At 53.6% G+C, this 25190-nt stretch carries 23 protein-coding genes; 9 read left to right on the top strand and 14 right to left on the bottom strand.

What is annotated here, in order from left to right; translation table 11 throughout:
- The 5 genes from ACWIUF_RS08535 to ACWIUF_RS08515 form a co-directional block, all read left to right on the top strand.
- A partial coding sequence (locus tag ACWIUF_RS08535; RefSeq protein WP_448571880.1) for a CHAT domain-containing protein occupies positions 1-1417 on the top strand: 1417 nt, incomplete at its 5' end.
- Positions 1418-1462: 45 nt separating this feature from the next.
- The gene (locus ACWIUF_RS08530; RefSeq protein ID WP_448571878.1) at positions 1463-1795 is read left to right on the top strand and encodes a nucleotidyltransferase family protein; all 333 of its coding nucleotides are present in this window, start codon (positions 1463-1465) and stop codon (positions 1793-1795) included.
- A 22-nt stretch (positions 1796-1817) separates the two neighbouring features.
- Positions 1818-2120, top strand: coding sequence for a HepT-like ribonuclease domain-containing protein (locus ACWIUF_RS08525; RefSeq protein WP_448571877.1), 303 nt, complete (start codon positions 1818-1820; stop codon positions 2118-2120).
- Positions 2117-2590 carry a hypothetical protein gene (locus tag ACWIUF_RS08520; RefSeq protein WP_448571876.1) on the top strand — a complete coding sequence of 158 codons (474 nt, stop codon included), beginning with the start codon at positions 2117-2119 and terminating at the stop codon, positions 2588-2590. The genes ACWIUF_RS08525 and ACWIUF_RS08520 overlap by 4 nt, the downstream gene beginning before the upstream one ends.
- Complete coding sequence (locus ACWIUF_RS08515) at positions 2541-3005, top strand: Uma2 family endonuclease (RefSeq protein ID WP_448571881.1); 465 nt, start codon at positions 2541-2543, stop codon at positions 3003-3005. Before ACWIUF_RS08520 ends, ACWIUF_RS08515 begins: the two co-directional genes overlap by 50 nt.
- A 72-nt stretch (positions 3006-3077) precedes the next feature.
- Here the strand turns inward: ACWIUF_RS08515 and ACWIUF_RS08510 are convergent, their stop codons facing one another.
- The 4 genes from ACWIUF_RS08510 to ACWIUF_RS08495 form a co-directional block, all read right to left on the bottom strand.
- Positions 3078-5381, bottom strand: coding sequence for a serine/threonine phosphatase (locus ACWIUF_RS08510; RefSeq protein WP_448571875.1), 2304 nt, complete (start codon positions 5379-5381; stop codon positions 3078-3080).
- Positions 5382-5844: 463 nt separating this feature from the next.
- Positions 5845-6705: a peptidylprolyl isomerase gene (locus tag ACWIUF_RS08505; RefSeq protein WP_448571874.1), complete on the bottom strand. Its 861-nt coding sequence runs from the start codon at positions 6703-6705 to the stop codon at positions 5845-5847.
- A gap of 155 nt (positions 6706-6860) precedes the next feature.
- Positions 6861-8216 carry an FAD-binding oxidoreductase gene (locus tag ACWIUF_RS08500; protein ID WP_448571873.1) on the bottom strand — a complete coding sequence of 452 codons (1356 nt, stop codon included), beginning with the start codon at positions 8214-8216 and terminating at the stop codon, positions 6861-6863.
- Positions 8217-8262: 46 nt separating this feature from the next.
- Positions 8263-9675 (bottom strand): efflux RND transporter periplasmic adaptor subunit, encoded by a 1413-nt coding sequence (locus ACWIUF_RS08495; RefSeq protein WP_448571871.1) that lies wholly within the window; start codon positions 9673-9675, stop codon positions 8263-8265.
- A gap of 252 nt (positions 9676-9927) precedes the next feature.
- Between ACWIUF_RS08495 and glmM the strand changes: the two genes are divergently transcribed.
- Positions 9928-11358: a phosphoglucosamine mutase gene (gene glmM, locus ACWIUF_RS08490; protein WP_448571869.1), complete on the top strand. Its 1431-nt coding sequence runs from the start codon at positions 9928-9930 to the stop codon at positions 11356-11358.
- Positions 11359-11557: 199 nt separating this feature from the next.
- Here glmM and ACWIUF_RS08485 read toward each other — a convergent pair whose 3' ends face one another.
- From ACWIUF_RS08485 to ACWIUF_RS08475, 3 genes are all read right to left on the bottom strand, one after another.
- A complete protein-coding gene (locus tag ACWIUF_RS08485; protein WP_448571868.1) occupies positions 11558-12133 on the bottom strand; it encodes a biotin transporter BioY in 576 nt (191 codons plus the stop codon).
- Between the two features lie 245 nt (positions 12134-12378).
- Positions 12379-15000, bottom strand: a complete 2622-nt coding sequence (locus tag ACWIUF_RS08480) for a bifunctional diguanylate cyclase/phosphodiesterase (RefSeq protein ID WP_448571866.1) — start codon at positions 14998-15000, stop codon at positions 12379-12381.
- Between the two features lie 48 nt (positions 15001-15048).
- Entirely contained in the window at positions 15049-15594 is a 546-nt protein-coding gene (locus ACWIUF_RS08475) for a hypothetical protein (protein ID WP_448571865.1), read from the bottom strand.
- A 92-nt stretch (positions 15595-15686) separates the two neighbouring features.
- Here ACWIUF_RS08475 and ACWIUF_RS08470 point away from each other — a divergent pair, with 92 nt between their 5' ends.
- Positions 15687-16475 (top strand): MBL fold metallo-hydrolase, encoded by a 789-nt coding sequence (locus tag ACWIUF_RS08470; RefSeq protein WP_448571863.1) that lies wholly within the window; start codon positions 15687-15689, stop codon positions 16473-16475.
- 8 nt (positions 16476-16483) lie between these two features.
- Here ACWIUF_RS08470 and ACWIUF_RS08465 read toward each other — a convergent pair whose 3' ends face one another.
- From ACWIUF_RS08465 to ACWIUF_RS08435, 7 genes are all read right to left on the bottom strand, one after another.
- On the bottom strand, positions 16484-17233 hold the full coding sequence (locus ACWIUF_RS08465; protein WP_448571862.1) for a phosphodiesterase: 750 nt from the start codon (positions 17231-17233) through the stop codon (positions 16484-16486).
- 18 nt (positions 17234-17251) lie between these two features.
- Positions 17252-17866, bottom strand: coding sequence for a pentapeptide repeat-containing protein (locus tag ACWIUF_RS08460; RefSeq protein WP_448571860.1), 615 nt, complete (start codon positions 17864-17866; stop codon positions 17252-17254).
- 161 nt (positions 17867-18027) lie between these two features.
- Entirely contained in the window at positions 18028-18693 is a 666-nt protein-coding gene (locus ACWIUF_RS08455) for a class I SAM-dependent methyltransferase (RefSeq protein ID WP_448571859.1), read from the bottom strand.
- Between the two features lie 162 nt (positions 18694-18855).
- Positions 18856-19605: an SDR family oxidoreductase gene (locus tag ACWIUF_RS08450; RefSeq protein WP_448571857.1), complete on the bottom strand. Its 750-nt coding sequence runs from the start codon at positions 19603-19605 to the stop codon at positions 18856-18858.
- A gap of 45 nt (positions 19606-19650) precedes the next feature.
- Positions 19651-20082 carry a hypothetical protein gene (locus ACWIUF_RS08445; protein WP_448571855.1) on the bottom strand — a complete coding sequence of 144 codons (432 nt, stop codon included), beginning with the start codon at positions 20080-20082 and terminating at the stop codon, positions 19651-19653.
- Positions 20083-20096: 14 nt separating this feature from the next.
- The gene (gene miaB, locus ACWIUF_RS08440; protein ID WP_448571854.1) at positions 20097-21470 is read right to left on the bottom strand and encodes a tRNA (N6-isopentenyl adenosine(37)-C2)-methylthiotransferase MiaB; all 1374 of its coding nucleotides are present in this window, start codon (positions 21468-21470) and stop codon (positions 20097-20099) included.
- 166 nt (positions 21471-21636) lie between these two features.
- Positions 21637-22692, bottom strand: a complete 1056-nt coding sequence (locus ACWIUF_RS08435) for a potassium channel family protein (protein ID WP_448571852.1) — start codon at positions 22690-22692, stop codon at positions 21637-21639.
- A gap of 333 nt (positions 22693-23025) precedes the next feature.
- On the opposite strand from ACWIUF_RS08435, the gene ACWIUF_RS08430 reads away from it, so the two are divergent.
- Positions 23026-23553: a class I SAM-dependent methyltransferase gene (locus ACWIUF_RS08430; protein ID WP_448571850.1), complete on the top strand. Its 528-nt coding sequence runs from the start codon at positions 23026-23028 to the stop codon at positions 23551-23553.
- Between the two features lie 60 nt (positions 23554-23613).
- Positions 23614-25190: FkbM family methyltransferase (locus ACWIUF_RS08425; protein ID WP_448571849.1), on the top strand; the 1577-nt coding region annotated here is incomplete at its 3' end.

The following is a 25190-nucleotide window of genomic DNA, read 5'->3' as shown; positions in this document are numbered from 1 at the left end:
CCCCCTGCCCACCCTCAAACAAAGCCAAACCGTCATCCAACACCTATACGCCGAAAAAGAGCGCCTCTGGCAACAACTCCGTCAACGCGACCCCGTCCTCGCTGGACAACTCGAAGTCACTCCCCTCGACCTCAGCACCCTGCAACACCTCATTCCCGACACCCGCACCGCCCTCCTCAGCTTCTACTCCACCAACGACCACACCCACATCCTCATCCTCCGCCATTCTCCCCTCGCTTTTAGTGGGAGCGGGGCCGGGGGTGAAGGCCAACTCCCCTCGCCCTCAGGGAGAGGGGCCGGGGGTGAGGGCTTCACCTGTACCCTCCACACCTGCACCAACCAGGGCTACCGCAACCTCCAAACCTGGATACGCGACCAGTGGCTTAAACCCTACAACCCTCATGACACCGAACAACTCCAGCAGTGGCTCGCCCAAATGCCCAGCCACCTGCAAGAACTGGCCCAACGCCTCCAACTCGACACCCTGATCGCCGACCACCTCCAAGGTATCGACGAACTCATCCTCATCCCCCATATCTATCTCCACCTAATTCCCTTTGCGGCTTTGCCCCTTTCCCCAGGCGGGAGGAGAGAGGAGAGAGAAGAGAGGTGGGGGGGAGAACTCCAGCAAGCGCAATATCTGGGCGATCGCTTCCGGCTGCGCCTCATCCCCAGCGCCCAAATCCTGAGCTACTGCCAACAACGCCCCACCCAGACGCCCCAATCCCTCGGTTTAGTCGAAGACGCAACTGGCGACCTCATCGCGGCCCGCTACGAATGCGACGCGATCGCCCAACTCCATCAACCCCTCACCCAATATCGCCTCCAAGGCCCCCACCAAGCCACCGTCGCCGCCTATCGCCAACTCACCCAAACCCACCGCGTCCACAGCCTCCACTCCAGCCACCACGCCAGTTCCGTCCTCGACAAACCCCTCGAATCGGCCCTAGCCCTGGGGGATGGCTCCCTCACCCTCGGCCAACTGATGAGTCCCGGTTGGCGGATGCCCGACCTGCTCGAAGTCTTCCTCTCCTGTTGCGAAACCGCCCTCGGCAACCCCACAATCACCGACGACCTGCTCACCCTCAGCGCCGGTTTCCTCTGTGCCGGTGCCCGCAGCGTCATCAGTACCCTCTGGAGCGTCGATGTCACCGCCACCGCTCTCTTCTGTATCTACTACTATCGCTATCGCCAAGCAGGCTGCGATCGGCCCACCGCCCTGCAACAGGCCCAACAGGATCTGCGCACCCTCTCCGGCCAAGACTTGGAAAACGCGATCGACCCCATCGTCGCCTACCTCCAACAAGCCCAGCAAGACGAGCTCGTCTGTCAACTCTACAACCTCACCCAAGCACCTACCCCGCCCTTCGCCGCCCCCTACTACTGGGCCGCCTTCACCTGCCACGGCCTGCGTTAGCAACTACTTCCCGGCAGTGACTTTGATCGTAAACTAGACCTATCTATGCTTACCCAACTGCCACCCCAGATTCAACAACGCCTTGGCCTATCGCGATCGGATCTCGTCAGCTTTTGTCACCGCTGGCAAATTGTCGAGTTGGCCCTCTTTGGCTCGATCCTGCGTGATGATTTCCACGACACTAGTGATATCGACTTACTGATCTGCTTTGCACCCCATGCCCAGCAGGGGTTGCTAACCCTCGCTAAAATCAAACATGAATTAGAAGCCAAGATTGGCCGAACTGTAGATATTATCGTCAAAGAATCTATAGAAACCAGTGAGAACTGGATTAGACGTAATGAAATTCTTAACACAACCAAGATTATTTATGAATAGAGACAAAGCTTGAATACTAGACATGATTAATGCCGCCAAAAGCGTGCTTCGCTTTGCGGAAGGGTTAGATAAGTCTCAATTGGCAAGTAATGAAGAAAAACAATCTGCAATTTTATACCAAGTTATTATTGGGGAAGCTACTAAGCGACTATCATCAGAATTTCGATCGCAATATACTGAGATTCCGTGGAAGGATATTTCTGGAATGCGTGATATTCTTGCCATTCTTGCCCATCAATATGATCGAATTAACATCAATACACTCTGGGATGTCATTCAATCTGATATTCCTCAACTCCTAATCCTACTTGAACCTTTACTTTGACCGGATCAAATAAAAGCACAGAACCCCAGAAAATCGTCCCCGCCGCCGAACGCAGCAAACGCTTTGCCGACAAACTCGTCAAAGTCTGGTTACGCGACGGCACTGAAACCTGGATTCTCATCCACATCGAAGTCCAGGGCCGCAAAGATCCCCACTTCCCTGAACGCATGTATGTCTACAATTACCGCATCAGCGATCGTTATAATCGCCCCGTCCTCAGCCTTGCCATCCTCGGCGACACCCATCCCCACTGGCGACCCCAGGCATACCGCCAGGAAATCCTCGACTGTCGGCTCGAATTCCACTTCCCCAGCGTCAAATTACTCGACTACTGCAATCGCATCGCTGAGCTAGAGGCTAGCCCCAACCCCTTCGCGATCGTGGTGTTGGCCCATCTCCAGAGCCTAACCAGTAAACGCAATCTACAACAACGCATTCGACCTGCCCGTCCTCAATCAACGACACCCTGATCAACAATTTTGTATTGGCCAAGACTGTGGCATCTACTGGCGCTTAACCGATCCACCGGAAAAAGGAGCCGAGTGTCCCGATTGGTTCTATGTACCCAACGTCCCCCCATTACTGAATGGTACGTTTCGCCGCTCCTATGTACTCTGGCAGGAGTATGTGGCTCCGCTGATTGCGATCGAGTTCGCGTCCGGAGATGGTAGCGAAGAACGGGATACGACTCCCCCCTCTGGGGTAACTGGAACTGGCCAAAAGCCCGGTAAGTTCTGGGTGTATGAGCAGGCGATCCGGATTCCCTACTATGGCATTTACGAAGTTACCAAGGCCAGTGTCGAACTCTATCGGCTAGTAGACGGCCACTATCAAGTTGTCCCCGCCAACGATACAGCACTTCCATACTTGGTGAGAGGGGCTTAAGTCCCTGGTCTACAAGGCTTGACCGTACTTCATTAGAGGGGGAACGGCTGTCATCCTAATGATATGGAGAACCTAATTAATCGAGAACTGATTGAGATAGTCGAGATGGGGTTGCAGCTTAACCCGGACCAACAGCGCGGTAATATTATCGTGGCCATTGAATTGATTCGCAAGATCGATCAACTTTTGGACACCCTCTCCTAAGTTGGCACGTGAACTCAGTAGCGGCAGCAGATGGGTTTGCCAATTGTCCTCAACCAGGTTGTTGTCTGACAGGCCATCAGAACACAGCATTAATAAGGTATCTTCGGTGAGGTCGAGGAACTTAACATCAGGATGAATAAAGTCAAGATTACGGGGACCTAATGCCTGGGTCAGTTGATAGGCGTCGGCATGGGCATAGGCAATGTCTGGATCAACACCCCGTTGAATCTCCTGTTGCCCAACCTCGTGATCGATCGTCAACTGTTCAAGCCCTTGTTTGCGCGTAATTCGATACAAACGACTATCTCCCACATGGGCGATCGCCACCTTCGAGTCTTGCAACAGCAACAGGACCAGCGTTGTCCCCATGCGGCCACTCCCCGCGCTGGCATTTTCCTGGTTAACTTCATAAATCGCCTGATTGGCCAAGTTAATCCCTTGGATAATCAGGTCATGGCTGGGCAAATCTTGCCGGACCTGCTCATCGCTGGCATTAAACCAATTGTCCAGAAAAAATTGCCGGAGGGTATCAGCCGCTAAGGTACTAGCCACTTCCCCACCAGCATGGCCCCCCATCCCGTCACAAAGAACATAAACACCTCGTGCCGATACACTATGACCCAAGGGTGTTTCCAGCTTTTGTTGTTCGGAGAGAATGCTGAAATAATCCTCATTACGTTGGCGTTTGCACCCCACATCTGTCTGCCCAATGTCCTGGATGCTGGCCAAGCGCATGGGTAAGGCGACGGTGGCGGCTTCCTCCTCATCGTCAAAGGTTTCGTCGGTATCGTGTTCAAGGTATTCCGGTAAGTCTGCCGGCATCCCAGGCGCGAGGGCGAGGTCACCGAAGTCAGGCAGATCCAGGGGACCCGTCGTTATATCGGTCGTGCCCTCCGGACTTAAGTTGGCGGTTGTGGTTTCGGCGGGAATCATTGTCCCATACCATTCGGGGGGGGAAGCAACCGGGGTATCTGCCACCGTTACCTCGGTTTCACCCTGGGGCTGCTGCATTTCTTGGGCGATCGCCTCAATGCGCGATCGTAATTCGGCGGGGGTGGTAATGACGGCCTGCTGTAAGTCATGGAAAAGTTCCAGCACTGACCCCATCAAGGTGGTTTGTGCCTGTTCCAGCAGGGTCTGCCAGATCTGGCTCAGGTGTACTAGGGTGGGGGGGGTACTCACCGCATCGGGATAGAGCTGTCCTAAACAGAGCACCTGATCCTCGTCCAGTCGCAAATTCCTGGGTTCCAATAAGCTCTGGCTGTAGTTCCAGCTTTCCAAAATCCCCCATAACACCACCATCTCATGGAGCCAATGCAGCACTTCTAGCATTGAGGTTGCTTCCGTTTGCCAGTAGTCCACAAGGGTTGGCCAATCGGAGCGATCTTCCAGGAGGACGATGGCGTAGTCCTCCGTCTGCCAGCAATCGTGCAGGGTCGGGAGTACCTGCCCCAAGCGTGACGGCAGTAACAGGTATGGCTCGGCGATCGCCGGGATACTGGGGGTCACTTCCGCCAGGGCAGCCGTATCTGGATTGTCGCCCAGATCTGGGGCACTCTGGGCAGCAAGCGCATCCAACTGGGAAATTTGCAAGGGCTTACAGTCTAAAACCCTCGCCCGAAGATAGGTATCCGTGGTAGAGGGGGGAAGCCATTCCAGAACTTGATAACGCTGGTTGGCATCCAGATATTGCCCCACTGGGATCGGAAGCGGTGCAGGTGGAGAGGCTGTTTCTAGGTCGGGTGATGCGGTGAGATCTGCCCCCAAGGGTTCACTGGCCTCTGGTTCACTGGCCTCTGGCGCTTGGACGGGCGGGGGCTGGGCTACCCCGGAATGGTCTGCATTCACCCTTTCCAGACAGTCTGTCGCCTCGGTTGCCTCCACCGCAGGCACCGCCGCGATCGCGGCGTCCGCCGCTGCTGTATCCGCGATCGTCGCATCGGAACGGCTACCCGCTGGTACAGATGGCTGAGCGGGGGAGGGGTGACGGGGTTGGACGATCGCTAACCAGACGGTGCCAATCCGATCGCCACAACTGGGACAATGCTCAGCGGCATAGGTAGCATCGGCTCCGCAGGTTGGGCAAGCACGCAGGGTTAAGGAGGTACCACATTGCTGACAAAACCGATGGTGATCGGGATTCTCGAACTGACACTGGGGGCAGATGAGCATAGCAGCACTTCCTTAAATGCGGGTGTAAGGCGCTCAGAAGTCGAAACAGTTTACGAAGTCATGGACACTGTCGCCGATGTCGCAAGTATGTCGCACCCGTGCGGGGAGAAAGGGGTTAGCAGGCCAGATGGGGCACAGTAACCAAGGGACACCGTAGTTGCCGACTTTTCCCTGAGTACAGGGTAACGGATTTGCTCGGCAACCGTTCAACTTCTGGAACCCAAACGGCCTAGGGAAAAGCGGTTTAGGGAGACAGTACGCCTAATCTAACATGTCACTTTGGGGAGGTAGCCTGCGGCATGGCCCCCATCGCTCCGGTTCTTCTGAGTATTCCCCTAAATGTGTCAAAAACTGCCGACAGCTCCAGGAACTCGCCTTGAAGTTTGCATAAAGCCACGGTAATTACTGACGCAGGCAACCCGCAGGCGTGGGACCGGCCCCAACCCCCCTGAACGATGGGATGCTAGGGGGCCGGTTGGAGTTTGTCGGCTCCCGTCACGACCCTGGCACTCTCAATCACATTGTCGGGTTGAATCTCATCAACGACTGCCATCCCTTCCGTGACATAGCCAAACACGGCATAGCTACCATCCAAAAACTGCTGATCGGCAAGGGTGATATAGAACTGGGAAGAGGCGGAATCCGGCAGTTGCGATCGGGCCATTGCTACGGCTCCGCGCCGATGGGGCAATTGGGGCGGCTCCAAAATTCCAGCCTGTTGGAAGGTTTTGCCATAGAGGGGCACGGCGGCACCAGCGGGCTTAATCTCTAGGGGAATATTGCGGGCACAGCCTACTTCTGGCGGCACCCCTGGCGGTAGGGATTGGGGATCACAGGGAACTGCCGGGTCCACGAAGCCACCCGCGCCAACTTGGGCCTTAAAGGCAGGATTTTTACTGAGGGGATCGCCGCCCTGGACCACAAAGGGGGTTGGTTCCCGGACGACCCGGTGGAAAGTCGTCCCGTTATAAACTCCCCGTTGCACCAGATCCACAAAATTTCCAGCCGTAATCGGCGCATTGACCCCGTCAACCGCGATCGTGATCGGTGCGCCATTGACCGTGATTTCGACGATCGCCTCCCCGTTAAGCCGAGGCAGATTGGGGAATGCGTTCGTTGGGCTGGCTGTGGGACTGGGACTGGGGCTACTGATGGGGGTTGTCGTCTCCGCCACAGGGGGTTCTGCCGGTGTTGGGGAAGACGTATCTGCCTGGGGACTGGTGCAGGCGCTCAGGGTTAAGCTCAGGATCAGTAAACCCACCCTGAGCCATTGCCAGGGACGCCAGCGATCGTGAAAGAGAGTGTGCAGAGAGGGAATACCCATAGAGTGATGTTCGGCTAGGTTGCGTGATTCAGTCTTGCTTGCGCTTCATCCCACAATAAAAGGAAACGGTGCGATCGTGTTTAGTTAGCTCATGCCTTGGGCAAACCCAATTGAGATATTAGCCTTAGATGCCAGCGAGCGGCGATGACCTGGCTTTAAGAGGCGATCGCCCGCGTTTTACCTGGATTAAAGAGATTATAGGGATCAACCTGAGCCTTAAAGGCCATTTGCTGCGGGTCCATCTGTTTGCGGCCCCCATCTTCGATGATATAGGTGTGGGGATTAGCGATGAACACGCCCTGGCGTTCATGATCGTCCATAATTGCAGTTAAGCGATCCCCGGTGGTAAAGCGCACCAGTTGTAATCCTGCGGCGATCGCGCGTCCCCCTAACCGAATAAACTCTAAATGCATCATCACCTCATCACCATAGTGGTGATAGAAATGCTCGATTAACTTGAGATCGGGATCAGCCGGGAAGAGGGTTTGTAGATAGGTAATCGTGGGATCAACGGTGCGGGCGTGGAGGGTCGTATGGTTCCAGGTATATTCAATCAGGTTAATGCTTTTACCACCGTCTTGGGTCGCCTTTTGATAGACGATCGTGCCGCCGAAGTCAGCCACTAAATCCTGAAGGGGACCGATCGCGGCCTCAGCCACGATCGCCAACACACTATGGCTCCCCTCAGTGAGGTAGGGACGCAGGGCCGTAAAGTAACTGGGAATGGGCCACGCGTGGGTACTGACGAGTTTCTTGACCAGCCCATCTTCGTTGCTCAACTGCTGGCTAAAACGAGTTGCCTGCATAAAGTCATCAAAGCTGACGACGACATCGACCCAGGGATAAACTGGTGCTAGGGCGATTTCGAGTTCGGTAATAATACCGTTGATGCCCCAGGCATGGCTCACTTTTTGGACCGCCTGCCCACGCAGCTCAATGAGGCGCGGCTCCGCCTCCAGGGTCATCACCTTTAGGGCCAAAATATTGCCCCGATCGCACAGTTGGCCATAGGTAATTGAGCCAATCCCGCCACTGCCCCCGGCAATAAAGCCGCCGATCGTCGCGGTGCGATAGGTCGAGGGCATCAGACGCAATTCCCAGCCCTGGGGTTGGGTGACTTTCTCGATCGCGGCCAACTTGGCCCCGGCTGCCACACAGGCAACCCCACCCCTGACCCAATGCACCTGGTTGAGACGGGTCATGTCCAGGACTAGGCCACCCGCTAGGGGTACACACTGGCCATAGTTGCCCGTTCCGGCTCCCCGCACGGTGAGGGGAATTCGCCACTGGGCACAAACCTTTGCCACTTGCCGTACCTCGGCTTCGTTGGCTGGACGGACTACCAAATCAGCCACCTTATCCGCCAGTTGGGGCACCAGAATCGGGCTAAAGGTGTGGTAGTCACCAGATAGTTTTTGGCATTGGCTGAGATCGGTGATCGTCTCAATGCCTTGCAGGGCTGTCTTAACAGCGTCCCAGGCGATCGGTGCTGAGGATATCGGTAAGGTCATGAATGGCAGTCATCGGGAAAGGAGGTCCTATTCATTCTGACAAAATTTACCTGGCCTGAATCCGGCTGCCGTTCTTAACCTGCTCCGATGGATGGACGATGACGCGATCGCCTGCCACTAGGCCCGCCTGAATTTCTGCGGCAAAGTGATTATCCTGCCCCTTACGGACCGGTTGCTGCTGGGCACGGTTACCAGCGGCAACAAAGACACACCAATCTGGCCCACAACGGAACAGGGCACTGAGGGGGACCGTGAGTACGGCTGGCTGCTCCCAGATGACAATGCGGGTTTCGACGCGGTAGGCATCTCCTAGGGTGGGGGGAACCTCGGTTAAATCAGCAATAATATTCACCCGTTGTTCTTCCACCCCTAGCGCGGATACTTGGGTAAAGGCCGCTGGTTCAATGGTTCGGACCTGTCCCGGCAGTGGCTCAGTCCCCCCCCACTGCTCCACCCATACCCGTGCCCCTGGCTGTACCTTGACCGCATCACTGGACAGAACATCAATGACCAGTTCTAGCTGGCGAGGGTTACCGATTTCCAGTAGGGGCGTCCCCGCCTCCACATACCGGGCACTTTCCTGGAAAACCCGTAGCACCCGCCCCGTGGTTGGGGCTAGCAGCACGGTGCGATGGGCTTGATCGCTGAGGTTGGCCAGTTCGGCCTCTAGACCCTGTATCCTGGCTTCATAGACCCGCAGGAGGTAATCCGGATCGGCCTGCTCAGCCCGGAGGCGTTGCTGAATCTGTTGGGCCACCGCGACCTCCGCTGTTGTTCGCGTCACGGCTTGCTGGGCTGCTTCTAGTTCCCGCTGACGGCTGATAACCGCTAACTCTGCTTGCTCTAAGTCCTGTTGGGGGATTGCCCCTTCTGCCTGTAGGGCGGCTAGACGATCCTGCTCACGACGAGCCTGGGCTAGTTGCGCCTCGACCTGCCTCACCTGGGCTTGGGCGGCCTGTTGCTGGGCGATCGCGGCTTGAGTCCGGGCCGCTGCTTCGGCAAGGGCGGCGGCCTTGGGGCGTTGGGTGGCGACGCCCTGTTGTTCCGCTGCCAGTGCCCGGATTTGGGCCTGGAGGGCTTGTACCTGGCTTGTAAAGGGCAAGGGATCGATCCAGGCAATCGGCTGATTCGCTGGCACCGCATCACCCACTGTGAGGCTTAGGCGGCCAAGACGCCCTGCGACCGGGGCTGAGATGACATAGCGATCGCGCACACGGGTTTGACCTTCTGCTTCGACGGCAACCACCAATTCCCCAACCGCAACGGTGGCTAAATCCACTGCGATCGGGGGGGAGCGTAAGCTCAGGATGGCGATCGCGCCGACCCCCACCCCCACCAGTCCATAGGCCCCCCAACGGCAAAGCCGCTTGGACCATTGGGTTGATTTGGGCAACGCCAGCCTTACCTGGGGATCGGGCGAAGTCGGTTGGGGTTGTGTCTGGGTAGGGTCTTGCATCATACCTCCCAGTGATAACCAGCCTCAGTCATTTCATTGTGACATCAAATCTTTATCCGATACCCTTGGGCTTTACCTAAGCTTTACGTCCGGCCCCTACCCAAGGGACACTTTTGGGCAAATCGTAGAGATGAGGCTGCAAGAAGTAAGTGTTATGCTCCTAGTCGTGTGTTGTGTGTGGAGATGACCAGTATGCTAACTCCCTTGGCCCCATTGCCTGCTCGGCAGCCGGAATCCCCTTATGATGTATCAGCAATGACGACACCCCTGTCATCCCTCCCCTGGAATTTCGTTCCCCTGCCGGACACCCCCCTCTTTGGTACGGATGGGGTACGGGGGCATGTGGGTGAACTATTGACCGCTCCCCTCGCGATGCAATTGGGCTTTTGGGCGGGCCAGGTCCTGAAAAACCGGGCACAGCAGGAAGGACCGATCATCATTGGTCAAGACTCGCGCAATTCGAGCGATATGTTGGTGATGGCGCTGGCCAGTGGCTTCACGGCGGCTGGCTTGGAAGTTTGGAATTTGGGCCTGTGCCCCACGGCGGGGGTGGCCCACCTTACCCGGATTACGGCGGCGATCGGTGGGGTGATGGTCTCGGCCAGCCACAATCCTCCTGAAGACAATGGGATTAAGTTCTTCGATGCGGCGGGTACCAAGTTAGCGCCCCAGCTACAGGCCCAAATTGAAGCGGCTATGCGTGGTCAGTTTGGGGGATCTGGGTTGGCTCTCCCTACCTCTAGCCCGTGGGGACGGTACTACTTGCGATCGGAGTTAGTAGAGCACTATACGACCTCCCTCTATCAACCCTTGTTACCGACAGAAGCCAGTGCCCCGGTTTTGCAGGGGATGCGGATCGTCCTGGATTTGGCTTGGGGTGCAGCGGTCAATATTGCGCCCGCCGTGTTTCAGGGGTTGGGGGCCGAGGTGATTTGCCTGCACGATCGTCCGGATGGCGATCGCATTAATGTCAACTGTGGCTCGACCCATCTCCAAACGCTCCAGGAGACGGTGATTGCCCAAGGGGCTGACCTGGGATTTGCCTTTGACGGTGATGCCGATCGTGCCCTGGCCGTGGATGCAAAGGGGCGGGCGATTAATGGCGACTATATCCTGTATTTCTGGGGACAACACCTCCGTCAAGCTCAACAGTTACCGGGGGATACCATTATCTCAACGGTGATGGCGAACCTTGGTTTTGAACGGGCTTGGCAGGCCCAGGGCGGGACTTTGGTGCGCACGGCAGTGGGGGATCAGCACGTGTTTGCCGCGATGGTTGCCCAAGGGGCCATGCTGGGGGGTGAGCAATCGGGTCATATTCTCTGTCACCACTACAGCATCACAGGTGATGGTATCCTCACGGCGCTCCATCTGGCGACCCTGGTCCAACATTGGGAGCAGTCCCTTGCCGACATGGTTGATACGGGTTTTCAAACCTATCCCCAACGGCTTCAAAATGTGCGGGTGCTGGATCGGCAACGGCGCTTGAATTGGCAGCAGTGTGAAGCCGTTCAACGGGCGATCGCGCAGGCGGAGGCCGATATGGGCGATCGAGGTCGTGTTTTGGTCCGGGCCTCCGGGACGGAACCTGTGATTCGGGTCATGGTCGAAGCCGCAGAGGTTAGTTTAGTCAATCATTGGACCGATCGTTTGGCCAGTGTTGTGGAAACGCACCTGGCGGCCTAGTAGCTCGAAAAGTAAATTCTGCAACGTTCGTAGTGCTGGCTTTAGCCGGCAACGACTAAAGTCGTTACTACCAACGTTGCGAAACTTTATGTTTGCTGTACTAGGGTTTCGCCAGCGCGATCGTCCCCATCATAGGGATAACTGCGCCCTCTCCCCACCCCCTCTCCCCAGGGAGAGGGGCCTAGAACTGTTAATAACGTCAATAAAATAAAACTTGCCGCAGGCTAAAGGCTAGCACCGCGACTGCACAAATCAGAGCCAGTTGACTAGGAATGGGAGACACGGAATAGACCGACATAATTTGTAGCCAGTTATCTCCTAGGCTATGACTGAAGCGCAAATAGGTGATGTACAACAGCCCCATTAGGTGAATACTGGCCAACCCACACAAACAACTGAACGCTAGACTTTCCAGGCGTGGTTTCCACTGAAAAGCTAGAAAACCACAGATCCAAGCCGCCGGGACAAACCCTAACAGATAGCCAAAGGTGGGTTCTTTGATATAGGCCACTCCCCCCCCGTGGGTAAAAACGGGATACCAGATCAGGCCCAAGACCAGATAGGCAATTTGCGAGAGGGTTGCCGCATTTTTCCCCCCCAGACAGGCAATCAGCAAAACTGCTCCGATCTGGCAGGTCACCCCTAACGAGTAGGTTTGGATGGTGTCAGATTGTAGCCAAAGCCAAGGCGGGCTGATCATTGAAGCCTCAAAAAATGTCCCACTAACGGTGAGGATCAGACCCACAAGTGCCCATAGCAGTTCAGTCACAATCATTAGCAGGATGCCCAGGGGAAGGCAGCATTGAGGTGTGTTTACACAGCGTTGCCAACAGTGTCGTGCTGATAATGTACAGCGGATCTTAACCAGTGACCAGTGTTACTGTTGCTTAGGCTGGGATGACTCAGACGCGATCGGCCATAAGGTACAGCTACCCCAGGCTTTAAGCTAGAGTGCAGGCATTCTAGCAAACAATGGACAAGCTGGCCCCAGGGCGTCATTAATGATGCGCTGCTCTAGCATTAGAGACGGAATACATAGGGAAGGTGCGGGCTGTCTCCCTGTTGGACGGTATGTAACCAGTGGTAAACCGCATTGGCATCGCTGGGTTTAGCAAAGAGATAGCCCTGGCCATACTCACAGCCCATAGCTGCCAATCGCTGTTGTTGATCCAGGGTTTCTATGCCCTCCGCAACGACCTGAAGCCCTAAAAAATGGGCTAAGTTGATGATCGCTTTGACAAATTCCTGGTTGCGTTGATTCTCCTGCATTTTGGCAACAAAGGAATAATCAATTTTAAGAATGTCGATCGGTAGACTTTGGAGACGGGCAAGGGATGAGTGGCCAGTACCAAAATCATCGATCGCCACTTGAATACCAAGTTTTCGTAGTTGATTCAGTTGTTCGATCGCGACATCGATGTTTTCAACAATTGTACTTTCCGTTACCTCAAGATGGAGGGAACTCGGTGGCAATTCAGTTTCCGCAAGAATTGTTTGGATTTGGTTAATTAGCTCTGGTTGTGTAAACTGACTTCCCGGAATATTGACACTAAGGCTGAGAGTCGGGTCAGCCAGATTCGCAACTTGCCACTGTCGCAGTTGTTCGCAGGCTGATCGCAAAATCCACAGGCTTAGGGGGATAATCAAACCTGTGGCTTCCGCGATCGGGATAAACTCAACTGGCGAGATCAAACCCTTTTCGGGATGCTGCCAACGTACCAGAGTTTCAAAACTATAGACAGTACCCGTCTGAAGAGAAATAATAGGTTGATAATACAGCCGAAACTCAGCCGCCTGGATCGCTCGTCTGAGTTGATTTTCTAAATTTAAGCGCTCTAGGAGATTCGCCTGCATGTCTTGATCAAAAATCATGTATCTGGCCTTACCACCAGCCTTGGCCTGGTACATGGCAATATCAGCATCACGAATTAGATCCGATAAATTCTCATAAGCCTTTTGGTTGACGCCCTTACCATTGAGCGCAATGCCAATGCTGGCACTAATAAAAAATTCTTGTTCATGCAGCCAAAAGGGTAAGGTCAGTGAGGCTTGTACGCGCTCAGCAATCAGTGTCGCATCCGCGATCGTCTGGATATCGTCGATGAGGATGGCAAATTCATCCCCACCCATCCGCGCCAAAATATCTTTAGAATTAATACACTGTTCTAGTCGAGTTGTAATTTGAATCAGTAGTTGATCCCCCGCCACGTGTCCTAGGCTATCATTGACCGTCTTAAAGTGATCAAGATCAATAAATAGGATGGCAAAGGAATAGTCTGATGTATTTTTTTTGGCTTTTTGCAGCGAAATGCTCAGACGATTCATAAAATAACTACGATTTGGAAGATTAGTCAAAGAATCATAAAAAGAATTACGAATCAATTGGGCTTCAATTTGTTTGATATTTGTAATATCTCGTGCAAATCCATAGTATTTTTGTTCTGGCAAGACGGGCATAAAACTCCATGCTAACCAGTGGTAGTTTCCCGATCGCGATCGCCAACGTCCCTCAAAATTCTGAATTTCAGTCCCTCGCTTTAAATCGGCTTGGAGCGCTTGTATTTCTTCACGATAATCAGGATGTACAAATGCAACTAGTGGTTGACCCAGTAAATCATCTAAGCAATAGTTGAGGGTATTACACCAACCACGATTAATTTGCTGAAAACAAAGATTCTGATCAAAAATTGCTAGTAGATCTGTAGAATGATCGAAGAAGCGATCGCGTTCTGTTTGAACTTCTTTTAATAATAATTCACGAGCCTGGATATGATAGGACATTTGTTCAAAAATAGTTGCAAGATGACTAATTTCATCTTGAAATCGCTTTTGAGTTAGAGTTGATAGATCTAGATCATAATTGCCTTCACCAATTTGCTCTAAACTTGATTTTAGTTGGGCCAGTGGACGAATTAAAATGCCTGTAATGATATAAATTATCAGTGATAGTAAGCTGTAGGCCATCAGGAAAATAGCAATGAAGCGATGGCGAACTTGTCGTTGGATATCCAGGATATAGTCTGCCTCGATATCAGCCCCCAACACGGCCACAACTCGATTCTGACGATCGCGGATCGGACTGTAAACGGTAATCCAGGCCCCCCAGCGATCCTGATACAGATCCCGAAAGGCTATTGTCCCGGCATCCAATGCCTGTAGGTGTTCCGGTGAACCTGCGGCTGGCTCCAAAAACTTGGCACTTCTAGTGGCATCGTAGCGTGCCCAAACATCCACCAAATAAATAATCTCATTGGAACCTTGATGCAGACCTATCCGCCGTGTATCGGACTGATTGCCGCGCACCAAGGTGAACATCCAAACATGGGGCAGGGTTTGGTGAATCTGATCCAGCCAGCGCAGTTGGCGCTGGTAGCGTGGATCATCGGAAAATCCGGCCTCGTTAGGCTGGCCTTCGTGGTAAAGGGCTAGCAGTTCTTCCACATCGATCGTTTGGGCCGCCCCGATCGCAGCGGCCTGGAGGGTATCCTTTACTTGGCGGCTAACCTTGGTGATCGTGAGCGTATAAACCCAATAGTAGGTCCCAACAAAGACAAGGCTAAAAACGAGCGTAAAGCCCACGAGTAACTTGACTCGCAGGCTACTAAATTTGGGCACTTGCTGCGCAATGGGAGAGGTTGGCATGAAATCAGAATGAACAATTCCGCACGCGGGGGACACACAACACCTCAATTACCCCCTGCCGACTAGCTGTAGTTTCAAGGCGGCCTGTTCAAATGAGTACAAGCTCTGTTGTAACATAGCCAGGACAGGCTGTATATTGCCAGCCAACAAATCGGTCGTCGCTAGCCCAAGCCTTGGGAAAACGCGACTTCGGATGCTCTCCTGTACATCAGATGCCAAGGGAATATGGGCACCGTCTTGACAGACGACCCCATCTAGCCAGCGCGCAAACACTTGCCAAACAATAGACGGCTGAACGCTGTTACGACAGTAGATGGGTTCGATGCCTAAATCCCCCCCTGGGGCGGCCACCCAATCATTGGACAGCCAGGCTAGCTGCAAGGCATAGGGCTGACTACGACTGTTAAACCGTAGGGCAGCCGGGGGGACATAGACAACGCCTGCAAGCTGTTCGGCTTTGCGTAGGTGGGGTGTGGCGGCATAACGGCAATCAAACGCCTCACGGGGTAGGCGAGCGCCACTGCCTAACATTGATAAGGGTAGGGCGGGCATTCCAGGGTACATACGCTTCAGCAAGCGGTTGTCATCGGGCACTGGTGATCTCTGGTCGGGCGGTAGCTTGACAGTAATCTCTTTACAATTGTTAAAGAAAACGTCGTTGTTTGATAGCGTGGGGCTAATTTTTGATGTATCTCACCTGGTATGACAGTAACACCTGGTTAATTGAAATGGCTGGCCAGCGGCTTTTGCTTGATCCCTGGCTGGTCGGTCCCCTGACGTTTGGTCAGACGGAGTGGCTGTTCAAGGCAACCCGCACCCACGATCGCCCCATTCCGGCGGCGATCGATGTCATTCTCCTGTCCCAAGGGTTGCCGGATCATGCCCATGTCCCAACCCTCACTGCCCTCGATCGCCACATTCCCGTGGTGGGGTCGGCCCGGGCGGCCAAGGTGGCCCGGTCCCTTGGGTATACCCAGGTAAGCGCCCTAGCACCGGGGGAGGCGTATACCGTGGCCGATTGCCTAGAGATTCGAGCTACCCGTGGGGCGCTGGTGGGGCCAACGGCGGTGGAAAATGGCTATGTGCTGAGCGATCGTCACCAGGGCTATAAACTCTATTACGAGCCACACGGATTTAATGACACCGCCATCCAAGCCCTAGCCCCCGTAGATGTGGTGATTACCCCGATCGTCGATATGAAACTGCCCCTGCTGGGACCCATCATTCGGGGGCAGCAAAGTGTCCAGGAATTGCTCCAATGGCTACAGCCGCAAGTGGTAATCCCGACCGCTGCCGGGGGAGATATTCAAATGACCGGTATCCTCGATCGCTGGCTCACATTTACGGGCAGTGCCACCGAGTTGCGCCAAACCCTTGCCCACCAGGGTAGCCGGACCCAGGTGTTGGAACCCACCCCAGGGGAACGGCTGGCGGTACCGTTGTCCCCCCCCCTGAGTTTGGCGGTAGCGCCTTGAGGCAACGGCTAGGGCGTTAGGGGCACCCGCTCCACCCCTGTTACCCACGTGCCATCCGGGGATAGATCGAACCAGCGATAACCGGGTGGCCGATCATCCAGGGCAAAGGTAGCCACCTGTGGCTTAAATTGGTGGCAGGTAGAGGGTGCAGCTAAAAACGTGATGCCCTGGATCTGGGTTTGAAATTCCTGGTGGATATGGCCAAAAATAACGAGGCGAACCTGGCGATGGGGGCGGATACGGGCAAGAAACGCGTCTGAGTTGCTTAACCCGATCGCATCGGCCCAGGCTGCCTGAACAGAACAGGGTGGATGATGGAGGGCAATCAGGGTAGGTAACGGGCTGGTGTCGAGTTGCTGGGTGAGCCAGTCTAGGGTTGCCGCGCTGAAGTAACCGCCCACTTCACCAGGCTGACTAGAGTCGAGGAGAAGGAGTTGCCAACCGGCCTGTTGGAGGGCCTTGCCCGATCGCAGGGGGGCGCGATCGCAGCAGCGCTGCATCGTCGCCGGGTGGTCATGGTTACCCGGAATCCAATAGCTCGGCACCTGGAGAGGAGTGAGCAAATCCACCAGGCGATCGTAGGATTGGGGGGACTCATCCTGGGATAAATCCCCAGTCAGTAACAGGAGATCGGGCCTTGGGGGGTGGGCTTGTAGGTGGGCCAGCACTCTTTGCAAGCTTGCAGTCGTCGCAATCCCCTTCTGTAAAGCGTGGGCATCGGCCAGTAGGTGGGTATCTGTTAGTTGGACAACGCGCATGGGGATAACCGTTCCTCACTACTGCCCACTCGGGCACATCTGACGTACCATAAAACCACTCGGCAAAATGGCATTACACCAATTCACCCCATTGAGGTGGGTATGGCTGAGGTTCGCCCCACTGAGATTGGCCCCACTGAGATTGGCCCCTCGCAGGTCCGCATGGCTGAGATCAACCCGCCGCAGGTCCGCACTACTCAGGTCTGCCCCCCGTAAGATACTGGTAGTCAGCTTGGCATCCCGCAGGTTGGTGTAGGTTAGGTTGGCCTCGGTCAGGTTGGCCCCACTCAGATCCGCACTCAGGAAATCCGTCCCACTCAGATCCAGCTTGCTGAGGTTCATCTGGCGCAGGGAGCAATTTTGGCATTGGCGGGTATCGAGGATACGGCGGATCTGGCTGTTGAGGGGAGCCGGACCAGCCGGGGCGCTGCTGTTGAGCGCAGGGGAGGGGCAAACACCGCCGAGGGGTTCCGATCGATTATTGCGGGGATTGGTCCAGAAACAGCCATGCGTCTCCTGGGCGGGGGTGGGGAGCGTGGCCAAGAGGCCCCCTAGGCCCAGACAGATGCCGAACCCCCACAGGGAGCGGTGGGGATGGGCTGCAAACCATTGCGGGATGTCTGGCAATTTCATATAGGGTCGTGGCAAAACTAGGGCATGGGGAACTGAAATCCGCAACGGCAATACCTGACTGGCTGCTTACCAGGGCGATCGCCGCCGGCGTTCAGTTTCGTTTCCAGGTTAACTGAATGCCCTCAGTTTGACGAGGAGCGACTGGATGAGGCCTGGCCAGGTTAAGCCGTGTTGCTTGCCTGCGTCTGGGTAATCACGGCATAGAAAGGATCAGCATGATCAACGCCTAGCCACTGGAGCGGCCCCCTGAAAGCCGGACCCGGATCGGCCACAACTTCTGGCTCACAAAAGCCGGGAACATTGGCAAAATAGCTTGCGACTAAGGCAAGCCGATCGCTATCCGTCCCATCCCGCCATGCTTGGATCGCCTTTTGATAGAACATGCGGTTGGAAAAACTGACGATCGTCACCCCGCCCGGCTTTAAAACTCGCCGAATTTCCCTAAACACTTGTTCTGGCTGTTGGAGATATTGCACCGAGACGGCAATCAGCACTGCATCAAAACTGGCCGACGCCAACGGCAACACCGGATTTTGGTTTAAATCCTGGACGAAATAATGATCCAGACGGTGATTTGCGGCCAACTCTGCTGCATTCATCCCATGCCCCTCGACGTGGGCAAAGGTCATTTCCGCCGGTAAATGGGAGACCCAGCTACTCATCAGATCCAGGATGCGTGTCTGGGGCCGTAGGTGGTCTCGATAGACCTGGGTTAGTTTTTGGATAAAGCGATCGTCCACATGGGTGACAAACCGGGGCATTTCATAAAACAGGGCATCCTCAGTGTTATCCAGCTTGGTCCGTTGTTCTGGGGTAAGTGGCCGCATCTTTGATTGCGTTCAGATCCTTAAAAGACACTCAGTTTTCCTGCGGAGACGCTACGCGAACGAATATTAGTTTAGTGGGGTAGGTATCCTGCCTGCCCCTGAGACAGCCGCGACGGCTATCCCACGCTTAGATTTGTGCTCTACAGATACCCACCACCAACCCTAGGCTTGCTCCGTTGGTCGGATCAGAATTTCGTTGACATTGACGTGGGGCGGTTGGGTCACAGCATAGACGATCGCAGCGGCAATATCTTCACTGGCCAACGGTGTCATCCCCGCTACCCAGGCTTCTAGGCGTTGTTTAATTTCTGGGTTCGTAATGTGTTCGCCCAATTCCGTCGCCACGGCCCCCGGCTCGATCAGGGTTACCCGAATTTTGTCCTTCGAGACCTCCTGGCGTAGCGCTTCTGAAAAGACATTCACCCCCCATTTGGTTACGTTATACACCCCCACATTGGCCTGCACTGTGCGCCCCGCCACTGAGGAAATATTGACGATATGCCCCCCGCCTTGGCTTTTCATTAAGGGCAATACGGCATGGGTGGCATACATCAGCCCCATCAGGTTCAAATCCACCATGCGTCGCCATTCACTCGTATCGGCTCCCAGCAGCGGCCCCAACAGCATGACCCCCGCGTTATTCACCAAAATATCGACCCGCCCCCATTCCTTCTCGGTGGTTTCCACCATTTGGCGGATTTGGATCTCGTTAGTCATGTCTGTGGGCAAAACGAGGGCCTGTCCGCTTTGGTGATGGATGCGATCGGCCAAGTGGTGGAGGCGTTCCTTACGACGCGCCGCGATCGCGACCTTGGCCCCCTCACTCGCAAGGGCTAGGGCTGTGGCTTCACCAATCCCGGACGAGGCTCCGGTGACGATCGCCACTTTATTCTGAAGTTTTGGGTTAGTCATCTTTACGCCATCGCCTAAGCATTACAGTACCGATCATGGCATTTTCTATTGTGCGTCTTGACTCGGAAGTTGTTGGCTCAGGGTTTGGGCACACTGCTGGAGCTTTTGCTCTACGAAGGTGGTAAATGCCGCTGGGGGATTCCCCTGGCGCTGAATCGTTTGGCTAATTTCTGTAAAGGCGGCAAGGGTATATTCGGTTTGGATGTTCTCCACCAGACACATACAAGCCGCCATAATCACCACTTCGGGTAACTCGTCCGGTGGGTCCGAGGTTTTGCAATCCATCACCATCTGGGCTTGGATCAGGTAGGGGTAGGCTGGCTTTGTGCCCGTTTGGGCGATCGCGCTGGCCCCGGTCAACAGGAGGGTGGCGCTACCGAGGAGCAGCGATCGCTGCCAAAAAGAAAGTTGCATGAAGGATTCCGGTGGGGAGTAGGGAAGCAGGCCCCGGTTGGGGTTGCCTTGCCCAGCATACACGATTCTTGTTGGGGCTAGACGCTGAGGGCAGGTGTGTTCGCAGCTAGGGTAGCGGGTTGGCCACTGAGGCTAAAGGGGCGGGCTTCGGTGATCTGGACCGGCACGATTTGCCCCCGCAGGGTTGCAATATCGCCCCTAAAGAAGGTTAGGCGATTGCGGCGGCTACGGCCCATCACCTGGCTGGGATCTTTGGGGTTGGCATCTTCCACTAAGACTTCGACCACTTGCCCTTGGTAGCGCTGCGATCGCTCAGCCGCTTTCGTGGCAACCAAATGGTTTAAGCGTTGTAGGCGATCGGCCTTGACTTCATCTGGCAGTTGGTCTGGCCACTGGGCTGCCGGGGTTCCGGGGCGGGGGGAATAGGCGGCGGTGTTGAGTTGATCGAAGCCAATGTCATCCACCAGCTTGAGGGTGTTTTCAAACTGGGCCTCGGTTTCACCGGGAAACCCCACGATCGCGTCGGCACTGATGGCGGCATCGGGTAAATAGTGGCGAATCCGATCAATAATGCGGCGATATTTTTCCTGGGTGTAGCCCCGCGCCATTGCCTTGAGGATGTCGTTATCCCCCGACTGGAAGGGAATATGAAAATGCTCACACACCTTGGGCAGTTCGGCACAGGCCCGAATCAGGCGATCGGTGAAGTAGCGGGGATGGCTGGTGGCAAAGCGGATGCGCTCAATCCCTGGAACATCGTGGACGTAATACAGCAAATCCGTGAGCGTGTACTGGTGGCGGCCTTCCGGCGTGACGCCTGGCAGATCCCGCCCGTAGGCATCAATATTTTGGCCGAGGAGCGTTACTTCCTTGTAGCCCTGCTGGCCGAGGCGTTCCATTTCGGCCCGAATCGCTTCCGGCGTCCGGGATTGTTCGACGCCGCGTACTCCAGGCACGACGCAATAGGTGCAGCGTTCGTTACAGCCATAGATCACGTTGACCCAGGCGGTCACGGTACTATCGCGACGGGGTTTGGTGATGTCCTCCATGATTGCGATCGGTTCCGTGGCCACCACCTGGTTACCCTGGGCCACCTGTTCTAAGAGATCCCGTAAGCGATTGGCATATTGGGGACCCATGACCAGATCGACCTCTGGCACCCGCCGCAGGAGGGCTTCCCCTTCCTGTTGGGCGACACAGCCCGCCACAACCAGGGTTAAATCGGGTTCTACCTGTTTCCGTTTGGCCTGCCGTCCTAGGTAGGAGTACACCTTTTGCTCGGCGTTGTCGCGAATGGTGCAGGTGTTGTAGAGGATGACATTGGCTTCATCGGGGGTGTCGGCCCAGGCATAGCCCATGTCTTCTAAAATGCCTGCCATGCGTTCCGAGTCGGCCTTATTCATCTGGCAGCCGAAGGTGGTGATGTGGTAACGACGGGAAGGCACGGTCATAGGGTCTTCGAGATTTTGGTGAGCAGCTAGATTCCCATTATGGCGGATTTTCTTGCGGGGATATCGATTGTGTCGTTGAACCACGAAGACACAAAGAACGCTAAGTCGCACCAAGATCTTTGTGTCCTTAGTGCCTTTGTGGTAAACCGATCGTGCTGCTTCATCCTCACCCTTCAGCCCCCCGGTATCGGATTTGGCGCTTCTGCACCTGCGATCGCGCAAACTGGGGGATATCACCGCGATGGCCTAGGGCGACGATCGTATCCCCTGATAACACCCGCACACCGGGTTTCGGATGGGTCAGCAATGTCCCATCCTGACGCCGAATCGCCACCACAATAAAAGCCCCCTTCCCCCGGACTTCCAGATCTCCAATGGCACTATTCACCAAGGGCGAATCGGCTGGTACGGTAAATTCATCCATCTGGATATCCACTTGGGCCAGGATCGTGTTGATCCAATTGCGTTCTTCCCCTTGCTCCAGAAAGTCCAGCGTGGTCGGGTGGGTGATCAGGTGCAGCATCCGTTGGGCACCGATCGCAAAGGGTGACACCACATGATTGGCCCCGGCTAGCAGCAACTTCTTCTCCGTTGAGGGATATTCCCCCCGCGCCAGGATCGTCAGCTTAGGGTTCAGCCCCCGTGCGGTCAGGGTGATAAACACATTGGCTGCATCATCCGGCAGCACCGACGCCAACACCTTGGCCCGTTCAATCCCACTGGCCAGGAGAATTCCATCATCGGTCGCATTGCCATTAATCACCAGCAGGCCCATCTCGCGGGCTTTTTCAACGCGATCGGGGTCATTATCAATCACCACAAATGCCTGTCGCGCCTGCATCAGTTCCCGTGCCAAAATTTGGCCCATGCGCCCAAAGCCACACAGGACCACGTGCTGTTGGAGGGTTTCAATCTCCTTCATCATCCGCCGTACCCCCAGTGTCCGGTTAATCTCGCCCTCGGTCACCATCTGCACCACCCCACCCACAATGTAGACAACCGAGGTGTAGCCCGCAATAATGACCAGGATGGTGAACACCCGTAAGGCGGGCGACTGGATGGGGCGCACTTCCCCGTAACCAACGCCGAAAACCGTGATCACCGACATGTAAACGGCGTCCAAAAAGGTCCACCCCGCTATCACATAGCCCACTACCGCGATGATCAGGGTCAAGGCGAAGCAGATGGCCCCCGTGATGATGTTGCGGAACGATCGCTTCATTCGCCCCTCCCCAGCCCCGGTGGCGTTGCCCGGTTTGATGTCGGAATGTTACGCAGCGATCGCGGCATCGGTAAATTGGGGTACAACTAAAACTACTTCCCATTGAAGCGCAGGTTTATCGGATTTCGTTGTGTGCCTGTTATCACTTCTAGCATTTGGACAACCTATTAGCAGTTAGCCCTAAAATCTCTAAAATTGTCAACTTGAAATGTGCTGATGCTTATCTCCTTTTAGATTTTTCCCAAACGAAGTGTAATATCTGTCGAAGATATTTTTTATTATCTCTAACTAATTCAATCTATAAGTGAAGTCTCCCAAGGTGAAATAATAACTATGACTGGACTCAGATTACATATTGGTGGCCAAGAAAAACATTCTGACTGGAAAATATTAGATATTGAGGCACGCCCTGAAGTTGATTTTGTGTGCGATGCTGCCTGTCTGAACCAGTTTGAGGATGATTCAGTAGAAGCTATCTATGCGAGTCATGTGCTTGAACATTTTCATTATGCATTAAATAACGAACTAATCAATACCTTAAAGGAATGGCATCGTGTCCTTCAACCCGATGGTAAACTCTACATCAGTGTTCCAGATCTCAAGGTATTATGTTGGCTATATTTAAATCCAAACCTGGTAGCTTTTGAAAGACATTATTTGATGAGGATAATGTTTGGTGGACAAACTAATGAATTTGATGTTCATAGAGTTGGATTTGATGCTGATACGCTTGCTATGTATCTTGAAGAGGCTGGTTTCCAAGGATATGAAGTCGTCGAGCAATTTGATTTCTTTAGTGATTCCAGCCAGATCAAACTCTGTGACACGCTGATCAGCCTAAATGCGATCGCAACCAAATAGGGAAACTAGCCAGAATTGTTCTGGAACAATATAGTAATTAAGGAGGAGTTGTTTTCATTTATGGAAATTGAATATTTTGATTTATACATGGAATACATTAATCCTAGCCGAGAGTCCTTATGCTCTGACATGATTAATTCTATAAAGAAAATTTCAGAAGCAACGTCATGGGATGATCCTCAAACCTCTTTGGATTGGAATAATATAGCTGTTGTTAGTTTGATTGAAGCAGAAAAAACTGATGATCTAATTATGAGATCGGCGTATCTGGAAATAGCTCTAGAATCGCTTCAAAAAGCAATTGATATAGCTGACCATCCTTTGCCATTTGCACATTATATTATTGGAGAAACATTGGCGAAATCTAAGCAGTTAGGTTTAGAGAGAGCTTTCTCCTGTTTTATAAATATGCTAAATGATGCCTTCTGCTCTGAGTCTCTGGCAGTTCCTGGATTCATATATATCCCTTTTAAAAATAAAAACTTATCGTCACAGTTGCTTTCATCTCATGCTATTCAGATTTTTAACTCAGAAAATGGATATGTACAAGCCTTAAGATTACTCTGTGAGACTTGCTGTCAGAATCAGCTATTTTTTTATACTTCTTCAAGCCTGAGACTTCTGAGTTTAGCTATTCAATTATTGCCAGACTCGGCCATTACAAACCTAAAGTTGGGTATTGCTAATATCGGTTCTTTAGGACAGGAGGGCTTATTCAATCTCCATCGCGCCAATAGGTTAGCACCTAATGTACCTCAAACCTGGCAAGCACTTTATTTAGCCTATCGTGATATGGGGGCAAGTGAACTCGCGCAGAGTTGGTTAAAATCTGCCCAAAAACTTGTTTCCGATCCCGCAGATTTAGCATGGAAATGGACTGAACTGTTGGCTGATGAACAGATTACCTATGTACCATTTGATCAAACTTTATGTATGGCAGTTGAGCCAAGTTTTAAAAGTATTATCACGATGGTTGTGCTTGCTGAAGGAGATTGGTGTGAAGAAGAAATGGAATTCTGGCGCTATTGGCTGAAGCCGGGGATGACAGTAATTGATGTTGGTGCGAATGCGGGTGTCTATACCTTTAGTGCTGCAAAACGAGTTGGGCCATCTGGTCGCGTATACGCGATCGAGCCTTTTTCTAAATGTGTTCACTATCTAGAAACGACAAAGGCTTTAAATCAATTGGAATGGGTAACCGTTTGCCAAGGTGCAGCCAGTAATGGTCGTGGGAAAGTTAGGCTATCCTTATCCCATGCAAGTGAGTTTAATAAGGTTGTAGCAATAGATAATGAAACTACAACAACAGTAGGGCCATTTGAAGAAGTGATTGCCTTCCCACTTGATGACCTGATCACCCAAGATCATCTTTCCCAAGTTGACTGGTTGAAAATTGATGCAGAAGGTCATGAGCTACAGGTCCTGCAAGGTAGTGAACGCCTGTTGGAACAATTTATGCCTGGAATTTTATATGAACATAGCGTAGAAGGGCAAGCGGTTAATATGTCTGTTGCAGAATATCTTAAAACTAAGGATTATCAACTTTTTCTCTATAAATCTTACTTGAGGCAACTTATGCCTGTGGAATCTTTGAATGATTTGAAAAATAGTTTAAATGTAATTGCATTACCCACCTG

This window comes from Trichothermofontia sp., from assembly GCF_053493415.1.
The sequence above is the reverse complement of the archived record's forward strand: the minus strand, read 5'-3'. Positions and strand labels throughout refer to the sequence as shown.